This is a genomic window from Chelatococcus albus, assembly GCF_030067675.1.
Taxonomy (GTDB): Bacteria; Pseudomonadota; Alphaproteobacteria; order Rhizobiales; family Beijerinckiaceae; genus Chelatococcus_A; species Chelatococcus_A albus.
Genome location: NZ_JASJEV010000003.1, coordinates 256,927 through 276,052, shown reverse-complemented (window position 1 = coordinate 276,052; position 19,126 = coordinate 256,927). Strand labels below are relative to the sequence as shown.

The window sequence follows — 19,126 nt, the reverse complement described above, 5'->3', positions numbered from 1 at the left end:
GTGCGCTGCGCCGCTTCCCGCGCGATCGATTCATGGCAGGTCCCGGTCCGAACAGCTCGTCGCTCCTGCGTCAGGTCGTTCAGACCGCCGTGGCGGCGGCAGGCGGCTACCTTTTTTCCCTCGCCGGGGTGCCGGCAGCCTGGCTGTCGGGGGCGGTGGTGGCTGTGGCGCTGCTCTGCGCCGTCCGCCGCGCGGTCGCGATGCCACCCGGCCTCTCGGACGCGGCCATGCTGCTCGCCGGCGTGTCGATGGGGGGCGCGGCGACACCCGAGGCGCTCGGCGCCTTCGCGCGCTATCCCGCGAGCCTTGGTCTACTCGCGCTATCGGTCGTCGTCGTGGTCCTCCTGTCCGGCGCCTGGCTCACGCGCCTCGCCGGCTGGTCGCGCATCGACGCGATGCTCGGCTCGGCGCCGGGGGCGCTCTCGACCGTGATGGCCGTTGCGGCCGATCGCGGGGCGCGCATCGGCCCCATCGCCGTCGTGCAGTCCTTTCGCCTCGCGGTCCTCGTCGTGGTGCTGCCGAGCGTCGTCTTCGCCATCGATGGCGGGCGGCCCCTCGCGGCGGTGCACAATGGGGACATGAGCCCGGCGGCGCTGGGGCTCGTCCTTCTCGGCGGCCTTATCTTCGGCACCCTGCTGAAGCGGATCGGCATGGCGGCGCCCATGCTGCTCGGCGCGACCCTGGTCAGTGCCGTGGCCCACGCCTGCGGCTGGGTGCGCGGGGCGCTGCCCGGCGACCTCGGCATCTTCGCGCTCATCCTCCTCGGAGCCTTCATCGGCACCCGCTTCAGGACGGTGGACCGGCCGTCCCTCGTGGCGAGCCTGCCGGCGGCGCTGGGTTCCTTCGCGGTTTCCGGTGTCGTGGCAGCCTTGTTCGCCGTCGCTGCCGCCGAGTTCGCGCGCGTGCCGTTCGGAGCCGCCCTCGTTGCCTTCGCGCCGGGAGGGCTGGAGGCGATGACGGTGCTCGCGCTCGTGCTCGGGCTCGATCCGATCTATGTCGGCGCCCACCATCTCGCCCGTTTCCTGGGTATCGGGGTCGCCCTGCCACTCGCCGCGAGCTGGCTCGCCCGGCGCGGCGGCCCGGCCATCTGATTCACCCCTTGCAAGAGCGCGAGCCGGCCGGGGCGTCAACCGAGCGGACGCCACGGCATCGGTGCGCCCGCGTCGCCTCAACGTCCGACGAGGGGCCAGAAGAAGGCGATGAGAGGCACCCCGACGATCACGACGATGATCGAGAGGGGCAGGCCAAGGCGCCAGTAGTCGCCGAAGCGATAGCCGCCTGGTCCCATGACGAGCGTGTTCGACTGATGCCCGATAGGGGTTAGGAAGTCGCAGGCGGCACCGATGGCGACCGCCATGAGGAACGGGTCTGGCCTGTAGCCCAGTTTCGAGGCGAAGCCGGCGGCGATCGGAGCCATGACGAGCACTGTCGCAGCGTTGTTGAGAAACGGGGTGACCGCCATCGCCGCCACCAGGATGAGCGCCAGTGCGCCGAGGGGCGGCATGGCCTCAGCCGCCATGGACAGCCAACCGGCGATCAGGTCCGTACCGCCTGTCGTGCGGATCGCGTCGCTGACCGGGATGAGCGCGCCGAACATGACAAGGATCGGCCATTCGATGGCGCCGTAAGCCTCCTTCAGTGAGATGGCGTTGGTCACGAGCAGCGCCACGGCCGCTCCGAAGAAGGCGACGGCGACCGGCACGATGTTGAGCGCCATCAGCACCATGGCGGCGCCCAGGATGACCACGGGCAGGAGGCTGCGCCGGCTCGCGCCGAGGCGCAGTTCGCGCTCGGCGAGCGGCAGGCAACCCAGTTCGCCAAGGATCTCGGGCATGAACTTGAGGTTGCCCTGCAGCACGACCACATCGCCGGCGCGGAACTGCACGGCACGCATCTGATGTTTGATGCGCTCCCCGCGTCGGCTGACGGCGAGCACGTTGATCTGGAAGCGTTCGTAGAGACGCAGGTCCAGCGGCGTGCGGTCGATGAGAAGCGAGTCGCCCGTGACCACAGCCTCCATGACGCCGATCTCGTCCGACGCCTCGGCCTTTCCGGGGGCGGCATCCTCGCGGGCGAGCTTCAGCTTGGCCCGCGCCACCACGCGCTCGAGTGCGGCGGGCTCCCCCTCCAGAAGCAGGATGTCGCCCGCCTCGATGATGCGCCGGACCGACGGCGAGAAGCGGCGCAGATGCCCCCGGATGATGCGCGTGACCTCGACCTCGCCCTCCGCCAGCTTCTCCAGATCGCCGACGGTCTTGCCGACGATGCTGGAATCGGGGGGGACGCTCGCCTCGGTCGTGTAGTCCTCGATGTTGAAGGCAGCCTCGATCGACGCCGTGCCCTTGCGCGCCGCCGGGAGAAGCCGATAGCCGACGGTGAGGAAGATGACGCCGGCGACGGCGATGCTCGCACCGACGGGGGTGAAATCGAACATCCGGAACGGCTCGCCCATGGTCTCGGCCCGCACGCGCGAGACGATGACGTTGGGAGAGGTGCCGACGAGTGTCATGATGCCGCCGATCAGCGAGCCGAAAGCCATCGGCATGAGGAGATAGGAGGGTGACGTGTCCGTGCGCCGGGCGAGATGGAACGCCACGGGCATGAGCATGGCGAGTGCGGCGATGTTCTTCACGATGGCCGACATGAGGGTCACCGCCGCCACGAGGGCGAAGACCTGTTGGCCCGTGGTCTTCAGGTATGGTCCGACGCGCCTGAGCACCAGCTCGATCATGCCGGACCGTCCCACCGCGGCACTCACGACGAGCGCACTCGCCACGATGATGACGATGTCGTCGCCGAAGCCGGCGAAGGCCCTGTCCGCCGGCACCACGCCCGCGGCGACCGCCGCCAGGAGCGCGATCATCGCCACGACGTCGTAGCGCAGGCGGCCCCAGACGAAGAGCCCCATCATGGCGATGACGATGGCGAAGGCGAGCGCCTGGTCGAGGGTCATTGGCCACCGGATCGGTCGTCATGAACGGACAGTCAAGGCGGAGGCTCGCCGCGCCCGCGAAAGCCGTCAAGTCGGTCGGCCGATAGCACGGTTGCGTCCTGATCGTGGCCGGAAGGCAACGCATGTGCCGCGATCGTGATTCGAATGTGATGCGATGTGCTCAAGCGCACCTGCCGTCGTCCGCGAGACGACCATCAGGGAATCCGTCGGCGTGGCGTACGGGGTGTCGCCGGCATTTCACGGGGCTGCTCGGGCGCGGCCGCAGCTTGTCGGACGTGGCCTCAAGGACACACAGGCGAACGGGTCTTCCGCGCGTCCCCATCTGCAAGGGGGCGCGTGATACTTTACCCGTGTTGGAGATTCTCCGGCTCGCTCGGGCAGGTCGTATCGGAAGGATTGAGGCTCCATGGTTTTGCTCAAGCATGGTCTTCTCGTCGGCACGGCCGGTCTCGTCGCGGCTGGAGCCGCCGGGGCGGCCGATCTGCCCATGAAAAAGGCGGCGCCGGTCGAATATGTCCGCGTGTGCTCCGCCCAGGGTGAGGGTTTCTTCTACATTCCGGGCACCGATACCTGCCTGCGCATCGGGGGGCGCCTGCGTGCGGAAGTGCGCTATCTCGAGCCCGGAAAGCGGACGGACGACGCCATCGGCTTCCGCGCCCGGGCCCGCCTGAACATCGACACGCGCACGGCGACGACCTACGGAACCCTGCGCGCCTTCATCCGCTACGAATTCACCAGCAACACGGGCAATTTCGGCGCGGATACGACGAATCTCGAGCGGGCCTTCATTCAGTTCGCAGGCATCACCGCCGGCCGCACGCAGTCGTTCTTCGACTTCTACACGAACGACTACAACTTCGGCGCGATCCTGGTTTCGGACTTCTCCGCCAACGCACTCGCCTACACCGCGACTTTCGGCAGCGGTTTCATGGCGACGCTGTCGCTCGAGGACGGCAACGCGCGCCGGCAGATCCAGAACGCGAATGTCGCGGTGCCCCCCGGCGACCAGAACTTCACCTCCGGTGGCGAGCGCCTGCCGGACGTCGTCGGCCAGCTGCGCGTCGACCAGAGCTGGGGAATGGTGCAAATGTCGGCTGCGCTGCACCAGATGCGCAGCACGAACTTCGTCCCCGGTTTCGCGCCGCAGCCGTTCGTGGACACGGACTACGGTTTTGCCGTCCAGGGCGGCCTGCAGCTCAAGCTGCCGATGATCGCCTCTGGCGACCAGCTCTGGCTGCAGGGCGGCTATGCCGAGGGTGCCATGAGCTACCTCGGGCTCGGCAACACGTCGGTTGGCGACATCACGTTGAATCAGACCGACGTCTACGTCGATGGCACGGGTGACGCCAAGCGTTCGAAGGCGTGGGCGGTGACCGCGCTCTTCCTGCACTACTGGACGCCGCAGGTGCGCCAGGCGGTGTTCGGCTCCTACGGCCGCATCGACTATGCCGCGAGCGGCTCGGTGGTGAACGCGGCCGGTGCCACCACCGGTTTCGTGGACACGACGGACTGGCGCATCGGCACCAATGTCTCGTGGATTCCGGTGAGCGGCTTCTACATCGGCGTCGAGGCGCTCTACCGCCGGGTGGATCCGCGCGGCCGCGTCTACGCCAACAACGACGCGACCGGTCGTCTCGTCGGTTCGGCGGATGCCATCGAGACACGCCTGCGCCTGCAGCGCGATTTCTGACCCTGTCCTCTGTCGCAGATGCAAAGCCGCCGGGGTGGCACCCCGGCGGCTTTGTGCGAATGACTGTCATCCGGTGCGCGGCGAGCGGAGGCCGCGGGCTCCGAAGCGGGGCACCGCTTGGTCACCGGACGCCCAACGGCGCCACGCACGGTCGGCGCGTGAAGGTTCTCGCCGTGCCTGAAGGCCTGCATGTCCTTGTTCCTTTTGAGAACGAAATAGGAACAAAGCGCGGGAGGGGGAGAGAGTCGAGTCTGGTGCTAGATGAGAACGACTAGCGAACGGGCATGCACGGATTTTGCACGCTTTTGCACGGCTGTTCGCATGATGTCCGTGCAATCGCGCAGAAACGGCCAAAGCCGCCAATTGGCGGCTTCCTGTATGTGATTGTTTTTGCTTGAGAAAATGGTGCTGCCGGAGAGGATTGAACTCTCGACCTCTCCCTTACCAAGGGAGTGCTCTACCACTGAGCTACGGCAGCCCGCGGACCGGTCAGGGTCCGAAAGCGCGCGGAACCTGCCACAAGCGGCGAGTCGGCGCAAGCTGCGATGGATGGCGTTTTGTCGCTGTGGACGACGGGCCGAGCGGGCAGCGGAAGGCGCCCCGGCCGCAGCTTCCTCAGGCTGCGGCCGCACGCGTCGCGAAGGGCAGGTCGAGCTTGCGCCACACGGCGATCAGCGCCTCGGTCAGCGCCTCGATGAGCCCGTCATCGTGGAAGGGCGTCGGCGTCACGCGCAGGCGCTCGGTGCCCCGCGGTACCGTCGGATAGTTGATCGGCTGCACGTAGATGCCGTGCTCGGCGAGGAGCAGGTCGCTCGCCGCCTTGGCGAGCTCCGGATCGCCGACCATGACGGGCACGATGTGCGTGGGCCCGGGCTTGACGGGAATGCCCGCCGCCGCGAGGGACGCCTTCGTGCGCCCCACCTGCGTGCGGTGGCGCCGGCGCTCCTCGATGCCGCCCTTCAGATAGGTGACCGAGGCAAGCGCAGCGGCCGCCACCGCCGGCGGCATGGCGGTGGTGAAGATGAAGCCCGGAGCGTTCGAGCGCACGGCATCGATCACGGCACGGCGCGAAGCGATGTAGCCGCCCACGCAGCCGAAGCCCTTGGCGAGGGTGGCCTCGATCACGTCGAGCCGGTCGAGCGCGCCGACCTCCTCGGCATAGCCGGCGCCGCGCTCACCATAGAGGCCGACGGCATGCACCTCGTCGATGTAGGTCATGGCGCCGTAGCGGTCGGCGAGGTCGCAGATGGCGTGGATGGGCGAGACGTCGCCATCCATCGAATAGACGCTCTCGAAGACGATGAGCTTCGGCCGCTCACGCCCGGCGCTGCGCAACAGGTCCTCGAGATGCTCGAGGTCGTTGTGGCGGAAGATCTTCTTCTCGGCGCCCGAGCGGCGCACGCCCTCGATCATCGAATTGTGGTTGTCCGCATCCGACAGAATGAGGCAGTCGGGCAGGAGCCTGGCGATGGTGGCGATGCCGGTCTCGTTGGAGACATAGCCCGAGGTGAAGACAAGCGCGCTCTCCTTGCCGTGGAGGTCAGCCAGCGCGCATTCCAGGGCAACGATCGGCTCGCTGGTACCGGCGATGTTGCGCGTGCCGCCGGCACCGACACCCATGCGCCGGGCGGTCGCCGCCATCGCCTCGATCACGTCCGGATGGCGGCCCATGCCGAGGTAGTCGTTGGTGCACCACATCACGACGTCGCGCGGTCCGTCCGGGCTGTGCCAGACGGCATGGGGAAAGCGGGCGGCGTCGCGCTCGAGCGTCACGAAGACGCGATAACGGCGTTCCCGATGCAGGGTCTCGAGCGCATCGTGGAAGAATCGATCGTAGTCCATGGGCGTCCCGTCGGCGGTCCGATGCCCGCCGAGCTCTTCGAGAGAATAGCCTGTCCGACACGGCAACGACAGGTGACGTCTCACGCCCGCCAGGGGGGAGCAAGGCGCCCCATCGCCGCACGGGCGGCTCGCTGCGAGCCGGCCCCCCTTTTCGCCGGCTTGTGATACGCTTTACGGGCGGCTAACCATCGCCGGAGAGAAAACCAACTTCCGCTGCGATGCCGAAGGACACCAAGGATCAGCGCAAGGAGCGGCTTGCCGCGGCCCTGCGCGACAATCTCAGGCGCCGCAAGCAGCAGGATCGCGGCCGCCGTGCGGCGGCGCACGCCGCCGGCGAGGTGACGCAAGGCACAGCTGATGCCGGCGAGACGTCTGCGACGGATCGCGAGCGCAACTGACGGCCGCGCCCTGCGGCCCGCAAGAACAAGGATGACCCGATGGACCGCATTCGCATCGTCGGTGGCGAGAAGCTCAATGGCACCATCCCGATCTCCGGCGCCAAGAACGCCGCGCTGCCGTTGATGATCGCGAGCCTGCTCACGGACGAGACGCTCGAGCTGCACAACGTGCCGCGGCTCGCCGACGTGTCGCTGCTCCTGCGTATCCTGAGCAACCACGGCGTCGACCACGCCATCGCCGGCAAGCGCCCGGGCCAGACGGCCGAGACGGGGCAGAGCATCCGCCTCAAGGCCGCGACCATCATCGACACGACCGCGCCCTACGAGCTCGTGGCCAAGATGCGCGCGAGCTTCTGGGTCGTCGGGCCGCTCGTGGCGCGCATGGGCGAGGCACGCGTGTCGTTGCCCGGGGGCTGCGCCATCGGGACGCGGCCCGTCGATCTTCTGCTGATGGCGCTCGAGCGCCTGGGCGCCACGGTGGAGATCGACGGGGGCTATGCCGTGGCGCGCGCCCCGGGCGGCCTCAAGGGCGCCGACATCGTCTTCCCCAAGGTGACCGTCGGCGGCACCCATACCGCGCTCATGGCTGCCGTCCTGGCGCGGGGAACGAGCGTGATCGAGAACGCGGCGCGCGAGCCGGAAGTAGTCGACCTTGCCGAATGCCTCGTCAAGATGGGCGCGCGCATCACGGGCGCGGGCACGTCGCGCATCGTGGTCGAGGGCGTGCCGCGCCTGTCGGGTGCGTCCCACCGCGTGCTGCCCGACCGCATCGAGACGGGCACTTATGCCATGGCGGTGGCGATGACCGGCGGCGACGTCATGCTGGAGGGCGCGCGGCCGGAACTCCTGCAATCGGCGCTCGACGTGCTCGTAGAGGCCGGTGCAGAGGTATCAGCGACGAACGAGGGCGTGCGCATTGCCCGCAATGGAGCGGGCATCGCGCCCGTCGATGTCACCACCGAGCCCTTCCCCGGCTTTCCCACCGACCTGCAGGCTCAGCTGATGGCCCTGATGACGCGGGCGAGGGGTACGGCGCGCATCCGCGAGACGATCTTCGAGAATCGCTTCATGCACGTGCAGGAACTTGCCCGGCTCGGCGCGCGCATTCGCCTCGATGGCGACGTTGCCTATGTCGACGGGGTGGAGCGGCTGAAGGGCGCGCCCGTCATGGCGACCGACCTGCGCGCCTCCGTGTCGCTGGTCATCGCCGCGCTGGCGGCGGAAGGGGAGACCGTGGTCAACCGGGTCTACCACCTCGATCGCGGGTTCGAGGCGCTCGAAACCAAGCTCGCCCGCTGCGGGGCCATCATCGAACGCCTCTCGGGCTGAGCACGGGCTCAGCCACGCCGGAGCGGACCATATTTCCCGGTTGTTCGAGCGCGATCCGGGTGAGCCGGGGATCGCGCCCGGACGGTCGTCAGCGCACGATGTTGCCGCGCTTCGGGCCGAAGCCAGGAATGTAGCAGCTGCAACTTGCGCCGACATATCCCGAGGCCGGGCAGTTCCCGCGGGCAGTCACGCACATGCTGCCGAAGCGGGCGCGCGGCCGGTAGTAGCGGCGCTCGTAGTAGTAATCGTCGTCGTAGTCGTAGCGGGGACGCTCACGGTAGTAACGACGCTCGTAGTAGCCGTCGTCGTAGCCCGGCGACGGGTACCACTGTGCCTGCGCGGCGCCGCTCGCTGCGAGGGCGCTCGCGGCAGTGGCCACGGCGAGCACGAGGGAGCGAAGGTTCATCTCAAGCCTCCCGGCCCGAAGGCCGTCATGAAAAGTCGCATCCGCACGAAAGCGGTCCCTGCGAGAAAAGCTCCATAAGCCTGAACGTTGCATGAAAGCCATTGTTCCAGGCGTGTCCACCGTGGGATCGAGCGCGGTTGCGTGGCGGGCCCGGCGCCGATAACAACGGGCGACGTCATTTCATCGGAACGGCCATGGAGCTTCTCAGGCTCATCGCGCTCGACAGTCAGGACCTCGGTGTGATTTCCGCGCATCTGCAGGATGCAGTGGTGCGGGCCGACGATCTCGTCTACGTGCCGAGGCAGCGCCGGTTCCTCCTCGCCCTGCGACGTTTCGACTGGGAGGCACCGGAGGGCGAGCCGCCGCGCCGACGTCTCGCAGCCCTTCACTTCGAGCGCGTCTCGGCGGTGCGGCGCCTCGGCATAGACCCGGGCCGCGAGGACCAGGTTCTCAATCTGCTCGCCATCACTTTCGAGGAAACGGACGCGCCGTCCGGCACCCTCACCCTCGTCTTCTCGGGCGGTGCGGCCGTGCGTCTCGATGTCGAGTGCATCGAGGCTCAGCTCAAGGATCTCGGCCCCGCGTGGGAAGCGGCCGGCCGTCCGGCGCACCCGTCAACCGACAAGGACGATTGACATGCCGTTGCGCCTCGATGCCCGTGCTCGCGGATTCTCCGATGCGTTCTCGCGGCTCCTCGCCATGAAGCGGGAGGTGTCCGAGGACGTCGACCAGGCGGTCGCTGCGATCATCGCCGATGTCGTCGCCCGCGGCGACCAGGCGGTCATCGATTTCACCCGCCGTTTCGATGGCCTCGAACTGACGGCGCAGAGCCTGCGCGTGGATGAGGCCGAGATCGATGCGGCCGTGCGCGCCTGCGCGCCCGGGGTGCTTGACGCCCTCAGGGAGGCGAAGGCGCGCATCGAGGCCTATCATCTGCGCCAGCGCCCGGAGGATGCCCTCTACACCGATGCGCTCGGCGTGACGCTCGGCTGGCGCTGGACGGCGGTGGAGGCCGTCGGGCTCTATGTGCCGGGCGGCACGGCGAGCTATCCGTCCTCCGTGCTCATGAACGCCGTGCCCGCCAAGGTCGCGGGCGTGCCCCGGGTGGTCATGGTGGTGCCGGCGCCGAGGGGCGAGCTCAATCCGCTCGTTCTCGCCGCCGCCAGGCTCGCCGGCGTCGACGAGGTCTATCGGATCGGCGGCGCGCAAGCCGTGGCTGCCCTCGCCTACGGGACGCAGACCATTGTTCCGGTCGCCAAGATCGTCGGGCCCGGCAATGCCTATGTGGCGGCGGCGAAGCGCCGCGTCTTCGGCCAGGTGGGCATCGACATGATCGCCGGTCCGTCGGAGGTGCTGATCCTTGCGGATGCGAGCGCCAACCCCCAGTGGCTCGCCGCGGACCTTCTCGCCCAGGCCGAGCACGACACGGCGGCCGAGGCCATCCTGATCACCGACAGCGCGGAGCTCGCGGATGCCGTCGAGGTAGCCGTCGAGCGCCGGCTGGCGACGCTCCCGCGGGCGGATATCGCCCGCGCGAGCTGGCGGGATTTCGGCGCCGTCATCCTCGTGCCGTCGCTGGCCGAGGCGGTGCCCCTCGTGGACCGGCTGGCGCCCGAGCATCTCGAGATCGAGGCCGAGGGTGCCGAGGGCCTCGCCGCCGGCATCCGCAATGCGGGGGCGATCTTCCTCGGCGCCTATACGCCGGAGGCGATCGGCGACTATGTCGGCGGACCCAACCACGTGCTGCCGACGGCCCGTTCCGCACGCTTCTCCTCCGGGCTCGGTGTGCTCGATTTCATGAAGAGGACGTCCATCCTCAAATGCGGACCGGAGAGCCTGCGCGCCCTGGGCCCGGCCGCCATTGCGCTTGCCGAGGCCGAGGGGCTGGCCGCCCACGCGGGTTCGGTCGGTATCCGGCTCAACCTCTGAGGTTCGGGCTATGGATGCGGGGAAGGGAGTCCCGAGACGGATGATGGAGGAATCCGAGCGCCGCCGCTTGACCCTCGTCATGCTCGACGAGGCGTCGCTCGGACGCTGCACGCCGGACCAGGAGCACGAGCGCGCCGTCGCCATCTGGGACATCCTGGAAAAGAACAGCTTCGCCGTGGCCGAACACGACGGCGGTCCCTATGCGCTGACACTGGGGCTCGCCGACCGAAAGCTCGTCTTCGACGTGCGCGTCGCGGGCGGCGGGCATGTCGTCACGCACTACCTGTCGCTCACACCACTCCGGCGCGTGATCAAGGACTACGAGCTCGTCTGCGAAAGCTACTACGCCGCCATCCGCACGGCCTCGCCGTCGCAGATCGAGGCGATCGACATGGGACGCCGCAGCCTGCACAACGAGGCGGCCGAACTGCTGCGCGAACGACTGGACGGCAAGATCGTCATCGACTTCGATACGGCGCGCCGCCTCTTCACCCTCATCTTCGCGCTGCACTGGAAGGGCTGAACGGATGGTGGCCCCGCAGGCCCCCGCCCATCCGCGTCGCGTCCAGGCGGTCCTCTTCATGTGCGGCTTCAATGCGGTGCGCAGCCCCATGGCGGAGGGCATCGCACGGCATTATTTCGGCCGCTCGCTCTATGTCGCCTCCGCCGGCGTGCGGCCGGACGAACTCGACCCCTTCGCCGTCGCCGTCATGGACGAAATCGGCATCGACATCACGAGGCACAGGCCGACGGCGATCGAGGATCTCGAGGACACGGGCTTCGATCTGATCATTACCCTGTCGCCCGAGGCGCATCACCGCGCCCTCGACCTCACGCGCACGCTCGCCGTCGACGTGGAATACTGGCCGACCCCCGATCCGACCGCCGTGCAGGGCTCGCGCGAGCAGATGCTCAACGCCTATCGCAGCGTGCGCGACGCTCTCGTCGAACGCATCAAGGAGCGCCTCAAGGCGCCGTGATCATGGAGCCGAGCGCCCTCGCCAGCGTGACGACGCCGAGGCCCACGGCGAGCGCGAGGAGTTCGTTGCGCCGCCAGAGCATGACGAGCCCGGCGCAGACGAGGGCGAGTGCGGCCGGGAGGCCGGAGCGCAGGGCGAGCGGCAGCACGGTCGCGACGATGATGGAGCCCGGCAGGGCGGCGAGGCCACGGCGCACACGCGGCGTCAGCGGCACGCGGCTCATGAGCACCACGCCGAGGATGCGGCAGACGTAGGTCACTGCGGCCATGGCGAGGATGGCGAGAAACGGGCCGGCCTCACCGGCGGACCACTGTTCAGTCATCGATGAAGGCCCCGGCCAGTGCGCCGGCGAGCGCCCCCGCCACAATGAACGCATAGCCGGAGAAGAGCTGGGAGACGGTGAGCGCGACCACCCCGGCCACCCCCCAGGCAATGCTGTCGCGGCGCCCCTTCCACAGCGGAATGGCCATGGCGGTAAAGACGATCGGCATGACCAGATCGAAGCCGACGACCTTCGGATCGCGCATGAGACTGCCGAGGAGATAGCCGGGCAGTGTCGCCGCCACCCAGACCACCCAAAGGAACAAGCCGCCGCCGAGCATGACGCCCAGGTCGGTGCCCCCCTTCATCTGGTAGCGCGTCGCCGTGATCCAGTTGGCGTCGGTGAAGAAGAAGAGGTTGACGGCGTTGAGGGGCGTCGGTGTCCCCTTGAGCCAGGGCTGCAGCGCGGCGCCCATGAGCACCATGCGTGCATTGACCGTCGCGGCCACGGCGGTGATGGCGAGGAGCGAGGCGAGTGTCCAATGGCGCGTCCACAGCTCGAGGGACACGAGCTGGGCCGCACCGGCATAGACGGCGCCGCTCATGAAGAGCGCCTGCCCGAGTGTCAGCCCCTTCTGCACCGCGGCGGCACCGAAGGCCGAGGCGAAAATGACGACCCCGGGCACGAAGGGCAGGATGAGCCGCATGCCCTCGACAAGGCCCGCGCGCGTCAGCGCGAGCTGCGTTTCCGTGGTTTTCGTCATGGGCCACCCCGTGGTGGCGGTGCGGTAACCGCCGTTCCGCGAAGCGCGACAAGACCGGGACCGCTGCGGCGTGTCAAATGCGCCCTGGGCATGGCAGGTCAGACCGGGTCCGGCAGGTGGCAGGCAGCCGGATCCGCAGGATCGAGGAACCGGGCATGCACTGAGCGATCGGGAGCGGCGAGGGACCCGCTCTCCCGCCGGTCGTACATGTTCCACGCTGCCCTGGGCGGCACGGCGCGGCAGTTTGCCCGCAAAGGCCACGCGGGCGAGGGGACCAACATTGCTCCCCTCGCCCGCGGTTCGGTGGCGCATGGTACAGCCATCGCCCGAGCCGTGGCGGCGACGGATCCGTCACCGCCACGCTTCTCCGGTGAGCGCGTCAGGCGGAGACTTCGCGGCGGCCGGCGAGGCGCAGGAATGCCCAGCCGATGACGATCACGAGGGCGGCGCCCGCCGCGGCGGCCACGTAGTGCATCGTCTTGGACACTTCGCCGATGTGGCCGATGATCCACGGGTCCGAGATAATCATCTCGCCGGCGATCCAGCCGAGGAGTGCCGCGCCCGCCCAGACGAAGACGGGGAAGCGCGCGATGAGCGCCATGATCATCGTCGAGCCGAAGACGACCAGCGGAATGGAGAGGATGAGGCCGAAGATGAAGAGCTCGGCATGGCCCTTCGCCGCCGCGGCAATGGCCACGACATTGTCGAGGCTCATCACGGCATCGGCGATGGCGATGGTGCGCACCGCGCCCCACAGATGTCCGCTCTCCTTGATGTCGTGCCCGTCCTCTTCCTCCTCCGTCACCAGCTTAACGGCGATCCACAGCAGGAGGAGACCGCCGACGAGCTTGAGGAGCGGCAGGGCCAGAAGCTGGGAGATGATGAAGGCGAAGATGATGCGCAACAGCACCGCCGTTCCCGCGCCCAGGACGACGCCGAGACGACGCTGCCGCTCCGGCAGCGAACGGCATGCGAGCGCGATGACGACGGCGTTGTCGCCGGACAGCAGGATATCGATCCAGATGATCTGGAGGATGGAGGTCAGGAACTGGGCGTCGAGGGTCATCGGGGGCGCGTAATCCTTTTTCTCGCTATGCGCAACCCGGGGCCAGGGGGCGCCGGGGTGCAGCCACTGGTCGTGTCAGATGTCCGCGGCGATCGCGCTGCCGCAGGCCTCGGTATCGGCCGTGCCGCCGAGGTCGCGCGTGCGTGCGGCCGGCTCGGCCAGAATGCGTTCGACGGCGCCCAGGATGGCGCTCGCGGCGGCCGTCTCGCCGAGATGATCGAGCATCATGGCGGCGGACCAGATCTGGCCGACGGGATTGGCGATGCCCTGGCCGGCGATGTCTGGCGCCGAGCCGTGCACGGGCTCGAACAGCGACGGGAAACGGCGCTCGGGGTTGATGTTGCCGGAGGGGGCGATGCCGATCGTGCCGGTGCAGGCAGGTCCCAGGTCGGACAGGATGTCGCCGAAGAGGTTGGAGGCAACGACCACGTCGAAGCGATCCGGGTTGAGGACGAAATGCGCGGCGAGGATATCGATGTGATACTTGTCCCAGCGCACGCCCGGATAGGCCTTCGCCATGGCAGCCACGCGCTCGTCCCAGTAGGGCATGGTGATCGAGATGCCGTTCGACTTCGTGGCGGAGGTCAGGTGCTTCATGGGACGCCGGGCAGCAAGCTCGAATGCATATTTCAGGATGCGGTCGACGCCTGTGCGCGTCATGACGGTCTCCTGGATGACGACCTCGCGATCGGTGCCCTCGAACATGCGGCCGCCGACGGAGGAATATTCGCCCTCCGTATTCTCGCGCACGACATGGAAGTCGATATCGCCCGGCCGTCGCCCGGCGAGCGGAGAGGGCACGCCCGGCATCAGCCGCACCGGCCTCAGATTGACATACTGCTCGAACTCCCGGCGGAAGAGCAGGAGCGAGCCCCACAGCGACACGTGGTCGGGCACGGTCGCCGGCCAGCCGACGGCGCCGAAGAAGATCGCGTCGTGGCCGCCGATCCGCTCCTTCCAATCCTCCGGCATCATGCGCCCGTGGCGGGCATAATAGTCGCACGAGGCGAAGTCGAAATGGTCGAGCGCGAGCTCGAAGCCAAAGCGCTTCGCCGCCGCCTCGAGAGCGCGCAGGCCCTCGGGCACAACCTCCTTGCCAATCCCGTCGCCGGGGATGACCGCGATCCGATAGGTCTTCGTCATGGGGATGGGGCCCGTCCTGGAGAACTCGCTCGGTCCGCGAGGAAGAAGGAGGAGAGGGCCGCCCCGACCTCGTCCGGCAGCTCCTCGGCGAGATAGTGGCCGCCCGGCAGGGCATGGCCGCGCACGTCGATGGCGCGCTCGCGCCAGAGCCCGAGCACGTCGAAACAGCGTCCAACGGCGCCGTGCGCGCCCCACAGCGCGAGCAGCGGCGCCGCCACCTTGCGTCCGCCGTCGGCGTCGTCATGCGCGATGTCGATGCCGGCCGCGGCGCGATAGTCCTCGCAGCTGGCGTGGATTGCGGCCGGGTCCCGGAAGCAGCGCAGATATTCGGCAAGAGCTTCCGGCAGGAAGGGGGCGAGGCCAGCGCTGCCGGAGCCGCATTTCTTCAGCCAGTAGGCCTGCGGATCGGCGCCGATCATGCGCTCGGGGAAGGGGGCTGGCTGGATCAGGAAGAACCAGTGCCAATAGGCCGGGGCGAAGGCTTCCGTCGTATTGCGGTACATTTCGCGCGTTGGCGCGATGTCGAGCGTTGCAAGCTTGAGCACGCACTGGGGATGGTCGAGGGCGAGCCTGTGTGCGACCCGCCCGCCGCGATCGTGCCCGGCGACGAAGAAGCGCTCGTGACCCAGTGCGCGCATCACGGCCACCATGTCCGCCGCCATGGTGCGCTTGGAATAGGGCGCATGGTCGCTGGCCGTGGCCGGCTTGCCGCTGTCGCCATAGCCGCGCAGGTCGGCGCAGACGACGGCGAAGCGGTCGGCCAGCCGCGGCGCGATCCGATGCCACATCACGTGTGTTTGCGGATAGCCGTGCAGAAGGAGGAGCGGCGCACCCTCGCCGCCGACGCGCGCGCGGATACGGACCTCCGGCGTGGTGATGTCGAAGGCGCGAAAGCCCGGGAAGAGCTCGTCGTGCGTCGGAATTTCGGTCACGGTCATGGCGAAGAAGGCCGGTCACCCCCGTCCGGGCTGTGCTCGACCACTCTCTTAGCGCGCAATGGCGGCGCTGGCGCCATCGCGAAATTGCATAATCGGACGAACGTCTCCTGTCGGATCAGGTTGATTGGTGCTATTAAATTATGAATTGGCGTGATCTCGATCGTGGGGCGTCGCACTCGATATTTCGGGAAAGGCTTCCAGAAATCCGGCAGAACGAACCCGAGGGGGGACGAAGGCATGGACCTGCGTCAGCTGCGGTGCTTCATCGCCGTCGCCGAAGAGTTGCATTTTGGCCGCGCCGCCGAGCGCGTGGGCCTGGCGCCGCCGGCGCTATCCCGCCAGATCCGGGCACTCGAATCCGAGCTCGGCGCGCCGCTGCTCACGCGCACGACGCGCCACGTGACGCTGACGCGCGCAGGCCTCCTGCTGCTCGAGGAAGCCAAGGCCATTCTCGCGCGCGCCGATCGAGCCGCGCGCAACGTGCGTGAAGCGGCGCTGACCACCAGCAAGGTGCTCAGGGTCGGCGCCATCGACAGCGCGTCCGCGAGCTTCCTGCCGGAGATCATCGTGGAATTCCGCGCCCGCCATCCGGACACCGAAATCCGTTTCGTCGAGGCCATGACGGCGCCGCAACTGCAGATGCTGGAGACGGGGCGCCTCGACATCAGCCTTATCCGGCCGCCACGCCGGTCGACGGACTGCGCCTTCGAGATCCTGCGCGTGGAGTTGCCAGCCGTGCTCCTGCCCGAGGGGCATCGGCTCGCGGCCCGGGAGACGATCGGGATCGAGGAGCTGGTGGGCGAACCCTTCATCGTGCCGTCGAAGCGCGTCCGTCCCTATGCCTATGATCTCGTCATGGCCTATTTCGAAAGCGTCGGCACCGTTCCCAACGTCGTTCAGGAGACGACCGAGAAGCCGGCCATGATGGCGGCCGTCGCGGCCGGCATCGGGCTTGCGCTCGCTCCGGACTGGATCGCCCGGTTCAGCCGTCCCGGTGTGGCCGTGCGGCGTCTGACCGGCCTTCTGCTCGACCCGCCGCCGCCCGGCTCCCTGGTCGGCGTGGCCTGGCGCCCGCACCAGCGGCTCGGGGTTCGCGACGCCTTCCTGCAGATCCTGCGCGATCGTGTCACCCTGATGGACGACGAGAAGCTCCTGCCCTTCCTGCGCCCGCCGGGGCGCACGCGGTTCAAGGCCTGACGGTCCGCGCGTTGCAGGGAAGCTCGAAGGCGGGTGGGACGCCGGCCACGGCTCGGCTTGATCCGTTCGCCGCATGGTGCAAGAAGCGCCGGGGAACCCGGCAGCGGCACGCCGAAAGATGGCGAGGGGGGAGGACAGGCAATGTCGGAACATCCAACGGGCCCCACGGCCCGCTCCGATGAGGGGAGTCACGCAATCCGTTCACCGCAGAACTTCGCAGCGGGCCTCAGCCTCGTCGCCCTGATGGTCTTCGCCTTGTGGGCCGGCCGCGACCTCGACCAGGGGACCCTGCGTGCCATGGGGGCGGGCATGCTGCCGCGCGCCATCGCCGTGCTGATCGGGCTGTGCGGCGCCGCGCTCGTCGCCGTCTCCTTCGTGAAGGACGGCGATCCGCTGGAGCGCTGGCATCTGCGCGGGCCGTTCTTCGTGTGCCTCGGGATCCTCGCCTTCGCCTTCACGATCCGTTCTGTCGGTCTCGCCGTCGCAGGGCCGCTCGTGGCCATCGTTTCCGGCGTGGCGTCGCCCGAGACCCGGCTGAGGGAACTCCTTGCCTTCGCACTGGTGGTGACGGCCTTCTGCATCGGCTTGTTCAGGTATGTGCTGAATCTGCCGCTGCCGGTGCTCATCATCCCGCCCGGCGTGCTGCCCGGCCTGCCTGCCGGCCTCTATCTCTGAGGGCGCGCGATGGACATCTTCAGCAATCTCGCGCTCGGCTTCTCGACGGCCCTCACGCTGCAGAACCTCGGCCTCGCCTTCGTCGGCTGCCTCATCGGCACGCTCATCGGCGTTCTGCCGGGCGTGGGGCCGATCGCCACCATCACGATGCTCCTGCCGATCACCTTCGGCCTCGACCCGGTGGGCGCGCTCATCCTGCTCGCGGGGATCTATTACGGCGCCCAGTACGGCGGCTCGACGACAGCGATCCTCGTCAATATTCCGGGCGAGGCGACCGCGGTCGTCACGACCCTCGACGGCCACCAGATGGCCAAACAGGGCCGTGCCGGCATCGCGCTCGGCATCGCGGCCATAGGCTCCTTCTTCGCGGGCTGCGTGGCGACGCTGATCATCGCGGCCCTCGCCAAGCCGCTCACGGGGCTTGCCCTTCTCTTCGGCCCGGCGGAATATTTCTCGCTCATGGTCATGGGCCTCGTCTTCGCCGTCGTGCTCGCGCGCGGGTCGATCCTCAAGGCCGTCGCCATGATCCTCGTCGGCCTCCTCCTGTCGATGGTCGGCACGGACCTGGAGACAGGCGCCGAGCGGATGACGTTCGGCTATGCCCCGCTCGCCGACGGCATCGATTTCGCCGTGCTCGCCATGGGCATCTTCGGCTTCGCCGAGGTGCTGCGGAACCTCGAGCATCCGGAAGCGCGCGATGTGGTGAAGCAGCGCATCGGCCGGCTCCTGCCCTCCTGGGAGGACCTCAAGCAGTCGGCGGCGCCTGTCCTGCGCGGCACGCTCCTCGGCGGGGCGCTCGGCATCCTGCCGGGCAACGGCGCCGTGCTCGGCCCCTTCGCCTCCTATACGCTCGAGAAGAAGTTCGCCAAGGATCCGTCGCGCTTCGGGCGGGGCGCGATCGAGGGCGTCGCCGGTCCCGAATCGGCGAACAATGCCGGCGCCCAGACCTCGTTCATTCCGCTGCTCACCCTCGGCATTCCGCCGAACGCGGTGATGGCGCTGATGGTGGGCGCCATGACGATCCACGGCATCGTGCCCGGTCCGCAGGTCATGACCAAGAACCCGACGCTGTTCTGGGGCATGATCGCGTCGATGTGGATCGGCAACCTGATGCTGCTCGTCATCAACCTGCCGCTGGTCGGCATGTGGGTCCGGCTGCTCAAGGTGCCCTACCGTCTCATGTTCCCGGCGATCCTGGTGTTCTCCTGCATCGGCATCTATTCGGTGAACAATTCGCCCGCGGACGTCATCTTCACCGCGGCCTTCGCCATCGTCGGCTACGCCTTCATCAAATTCGGCTTCGAGCCGGCGCCGCTGCTCCTCGGCTACGTGCTCGGCAAGCTGATGGAGGAAAACCTGCGCCGGGCGCTGATCATCTCGCGGGGAGACATCATGACCTTCGCCGAGCGCCCCGTCAGCGCGGGGCTGCTTCTCGTTGCCCTGGCGCTGCTCGTCGTGGCCGTGCTGCCGGCGGTCCGCAAGAGCCGCAACGAGGCCTTCGCCGAGTGAACGTCGGGGATGGTCGGGCTGGAGCGCGATTGTCCCCGAAGGCCTT

19 protein-coding genes and 1 tRNA gene are annotated in these 19,126 nt (G+C 68.4%); 11 read left to right on the top strand and 9 right to left on the bottom strand.

The annotated features are described in order from the left end of the window. Positions 1-32: 32 nt before the first annotated feature. A complete protein-coding gene (locus tag QNA08_RS06945) occupies positions 33-1,091 on the top strand; it encodes an AbrB family transcriptional regulator (RefSeq protein WP_283739956.1) in 1,059 nt (352 codons plus the stop codon). 77 nt (positions 1,092-1,168) lie between these two features. Here QNA08_RS06945 and QNA08_RS06940 read toward each other — a convergent pair whose 3' ends face one another. Next, complete coding sequence (locus tag QNA08_RS06940; protein ID WP_283739955.1) at positions 1,169-2,953, bottom strand: SLC13 family permease; 1,785 nt, start codon at positions 2,951-2,953, stop codon at positions 1,169-1,171. 406 nt (positions 2,954-3,359) lie between these two features. On the opposite strand from QNA08_RS06940, the gene QNA08_RS06935 reads away from it, so the two are divergent. Beyond that, positions 3,360-4,643, top strand: a complete 1,284-nt coding sequence (locus QNA08_RS06935) for a porin (RefSeq protein WP_283739954.1) — start codon at positions 3,360-3,362, stop codon at positions 4,641-4,643. A gap of 403 nt (positions 4,644-5,046) precedes the next feature. Here the strand turns inward: QNA08_RS06935 and QNA08_RS06930 are convergent. Together QNA08_RS06930 and hemA are read right to left on the bottom strand one after the other, a co-directional pair. Then, positions 5,047-5,121, bottom strand: a tRNA-Thr gene (locus tag QNA08_RS06930). A gap of 137 nt (positions 5,122-5,258) precedes the next feature. After that, positions 5,259-6,485, bottom strand: a complete 1,227-nt coding sequence (hemA, locus tag QNA08_RS06925; protein WP_283739953.1) for a 5-aminolevulinate synthase — start codon at positions 6,483-6,485, stop codon at positions 5,259-5,261. Positions 6,486-6,703: 218 nt separating this feature from the next. On the opposite strand from hemA, the gene QNA08_RS06920 reads away from it, so the two are divergent. Both QNA08_RS06920 and murA read left to right on the top strand, forming a co-directional pair. Beyond that, positions 6,704-6,883, top strand: a complete 180-nt coding sequence (locus QNA08_RS06920; protein WP_283739952.1) for a hypothetical protein — start codon at positions 6,704-6,706, stop codon at positions 6,881-6,883. A 39-nt stretch (positions 6,884-6,922) separates the two neighbouring features. Beyond that, the gene (gene murA / locus QNA08_RS06915; RefSeq protein WP_283739951.1) at positions 6,923-8,212 is read left to right on the top strand and encodes a UDP-N-acetylglucosamine 1-carboxyvinyltransferase; all 1,290 of its coding nucleotides are present in this window, start codon (positions 6,923-6,925) and stop codon (positions 8,210-8,212) included. A gap of 88 nt (positions 8,213-8,300) precedes the next feature. Here the strand turns inward: murA and QNA08_RS06910 are convergent, their stop codons facing one another. Next, entirely contained in the window at positions 8,301-8,618 is a 318-nt protein-coding gene (locus tag QNA08_RS06910; RefSeq protein WP_283739950.1) for a hypothetical protein, read from the bottom strand. Positions 8,619-8,812: 194 nt separating this feature from the next. Here QNA08_RS06910 and QNA08_RS06905 point away from each other — a divergent pair, with 194 nt between their 5' ends. Genes QNA08_RS06905 through QNA08_RS06890 form a run of 4 tightly spaced genes read left to right on the top strand, consistent with a single transcriptional unit; the run spans position 8,813 to position 11,527 of the window. Further along, positions 8,813-9,253 carry a DUF2948 family protein gene (locus QNA08_RS06905; protein WP_283739949.1) on the top strand — a complete coding sequence of 147 codons (441 nt, stop codon included), beginning with the start codon at positions 8,813-8,815 and terminating at the stop codon, positions 9,251-9,253. 1 nt (position 9,254) lies between these two features. After that, the gene (gene hisD / locus QNA08_RS06900; protein ID WP_283739948.1) at positions 9,255-10,547 is read left to right on the top strand and encodes a histidinol dehydrogenase; all 1,293 of its coding nucleotides are present in this window, start codon (positions 9,255-9,257) and stop codon (positions 10,545-10,547) included. Between the two features lie 43 nt (positions 10,548-10,590). After that, the gene (locus tag QNA08_RS06895; RefSeq protein WP_283740090.1) at positions 10,591-11,070 is read left to right on the top strand and encodes a UPF0262 family protein; all 480 of its coding nucleotides are present in this window, start codon (positions 10,591-10,593) and stop codon (positions 11,068-11,070) included. Between the two features lie 4 nt (positions 11,071-11,074). Further along, the gene (locus tag QNA08_RS06890) at positions 11,075-11,527 is read left to right on the top strand and encodes an arsenate reductase ArsC (RefSeq protein ID WP_283739947.1); all 453 of its coding nucleotides are present in this window, start codon (positions 11,075-11,077) and stop codon (positions 11,525-11,527) included. Here QNA08_RS06890 and QNA08_RS06885 read toward each other — a convergent pair. The 5 genes from QNA08_RS06885 to QNA08_RS06865 form a co-directional block, all read right to left on the bottom strand. Further along, positions 11,514-11,849, bottom strand: coding sequence for an AzlD family protein (locus QNA08_RS06885; protein WP_283739946.1), 336 nt, complete (start codon positions 11,847-11,849; stop codon positions 11,514-11,516). The genes QNA08_RS06890 and QNA08_RS06885 overlap by 14 nt on opposite strands. After that, positions 11,842-12,552, bottom strand: coding sequence for an AzlC family ABC transporter permease (locus QNA08_RS06880; protein ID WP_283739945.1), 711 nt, complete (start codon positions 12,550-12,552; stop codon positions 11,842-11,844). Before QNA08_RS06880 ends, QNA08_RS06885 begins: the two co-directional genes overlap by 8 nt. 379 nt (positions 12,553-12,931) lie before the next feature. Continuing rightward, positions 12,932-13,618 (bottom strand): TerC family protein, encoded by a 687-nt coding sequence (locus tag QNA08_RS06875; RefSeq protein ID WP_283739944.1) that lies wholly within the window; start codon positions 13,616-13,618, stop codon positions 12,932-12,934. Between the two features lie 75 nt (positions 13,619-13,693). Beyond that, positions 13,694-14,761, bottom strand: coding sequence for a tartrate dehydrogenase (locus tag QNA08_RS06870; protein WP_283739943.1), 1,068 nt, complete (start codon positions 14,759-14,761; stop codon positions 13,694-13,696). Continuing rightward, positions 14,758-15,699 carry an alpha/beta fold hydrolase gene (locus QNA08_RS06865; protein WP_283739942.1) on the bottom strand — a complete coding sequence of 314 codons (942 nt, stop codon included), beginning with the start codon at positions 15,697-15,699 and terminating at the stop codon, positions 14,758-14,760. Before QNA08_RS06865 ends, QNA08_RS06870 begins: the two co-directional genes overlap by 4 nt. A gap of 237 nt (positions 15,700-15,936) precedes the next feature. On the opposite strand from QNA08_RS06865, the gene QNA08_RS06860 reads away from it, so the two are divergent. The 3 genes from QNA08_RS06860 to QNA08_RS06850 all read left to right on the top strand — a co-directional run bounded on the left by QNA08_RS06860 (position 15,937) and on the right by QNA08_RS06850 (position 19,080). Further along, complete coding sequence (locus QNA08_RS06860; protein ID WP_283739941.1) at positions 15,937-16,896, top strand: LysR family transcriptional regulator; 960 nt, start codon at positions 15,937-15,939, stop codon at positions 16,894-16,896. Positions 16,897-17,037: 141 nt separating this feature from the next. After that, positions 17,038-17,571 (top strand): tripartite tricarboxylate transporter TctB family protein, encoded by a 534-nt coding sequence (locus tag QNA08_RS06855; RefSeq protein ID WP_283739940.1) that lies wholly within the window; start codon positions 17,038-17,040, stop codon positions 17,569-17,571. Positions 17,572-17,580: 9 nt separating this feature from the next. After that, on the top strand, positions 17,581-19,080 hold the full coding sequence (locus QNA08_RS06850) for a tripartite tricarboxylate transporter permease (RefSeq protein ID WP_283739939.1): 1,500 nt from the start codon (positions 17,581-17,583) through the stop codon (positions 19,078-19,080). Positions 19,081-19,126 lie beyond the last annotated feature (46 nt).

Coding starts and splice junctions, on each gene's coding strand:
- QNA08_RS06945 (WP_283739956.1), top strand. CDS start 33: ATGGCAGGTCCCGGTCCGAACAGCTCGTCGCTCCTGCGTCAGGTCGTT.
- QNA08_RS06940 (WP_283739955.1), bottom strand. CDS start 2,953: ATGACCCTCGACCAGGCGCTCGCCTTCGCCATCGTCATCGCCATGATG.
- QNA08_RS06935 (WP_283739954.1), top strand. CDS start 3,360: ATGGTTTTGCTCAAGCATGGTCTTCTCGTCGGCACGGCCGGTCTCGTC.
- hemA (WP_283739953.1), bottom strand. CDS start 6,485: ATGGACTACGATCGATTCTTCCACGATGCGCTCGAGACCCTGCATCGG.
- QNA08_RS06920 (WP_283739952.1), top strand. CDS start 6,704: ATGCCGAAGGACACCAAGGATCAGCGCAAGGAGCGGCTTGCCGCGGCC.
- murA (WP_283739951.1), top strand. CDS start 6,923: ATGGACCGCATTCGCATCGTCGGTGGCGAGAAGCTCAATGGCACCATC.
- QNA08_RS06910 (WP_283739950.1), bottom strand. CDS start 8,618: ATGAACCTTCGCTCCCTCGTGCTCGCCGTGGCCACTGCCGCGAGCGCC.
- QNA08_RS06905 (WP_283739949.1), top strand. CDS start 8,813: ATGGAGCTTCTCAGGCTCATCGCGCTCGACAGTCAGGACCTCGGTGTG.
- hisD (WP_283739948.1), top strand. CDS start 9,255: ATGCCGTTGCGCCTCGATGCCCGTGCTCGCGGATTCTCCGATGCGTTC.
- QNA08_RS06895 (WP_283740090.1), top strand. CDS start 10,591: ATGGAGGAATCCGAGCGCCGCCGCTTGACCCTCGTCATGCTCGACGAG.
- QNA08_RS06890 (WP_283739947.1), top strand. CDS start 11,075: ATGGTGGCCCCGCAGGCCCCCGCCCATCCGCGTCGCGTCCAGGCGGTC.
- QNA08_RS06885 (WP_283739946.1), bottom strand. CDS start 11,849: ATGACTGAACAGTGGTCCGCCGGTGAGGCCGGCCCGTTTCTCGCCATC.
- QNA08_RS06880 (WP_283739945.1), bottom strand. CDS start 12,552: ATGACGAAAACCACGGAAACGCAGCTCGCGCTGACGCGCGCGGGCCTT.
- QNA08_RS06875 (WP_283739944.1), bottom strand. CDS start 13,618: ATGACCCTCGACGCCCAGTTCCTGACCTCCATCCTCCAGATCATCTGG.
- QNA08_RS06870 (WP_283739943.1), bottom strand. CDS start 14,761: ATGACGAAGACCTATCGGATCGCGGTCATCCCCGGCGACGGGATTGGC.
- QNA08_RS06865 (WP_283739942.1), bottom strand. CDS start 15,699: ATGACCGTGACCGAAATTCCGACGCACGACGAGCTCTTCCCGGGCTTT.
- QNA08_RS06860 (WP_283739941.1), top strand. CDS start 15,937: ATGGACCTGCGTCAGCTGCGGTGCTTCATCGCCGTCGCCGAAGAGTTG.
- QNA08_RS06855 (WP_283739940.1), top strand. CDS start 17,038: ATGTCGGAACATCCAACGGGCCCCACGGCCCGCTCCGATGAGGGGAGT.
- QNA08_RS06850 (WP_283739939.1), top strand. CDS start 17,581: ATGGACATCTTCAGCAATCTCGCGCTCGGCTTCTCGACGGCCCTCACG.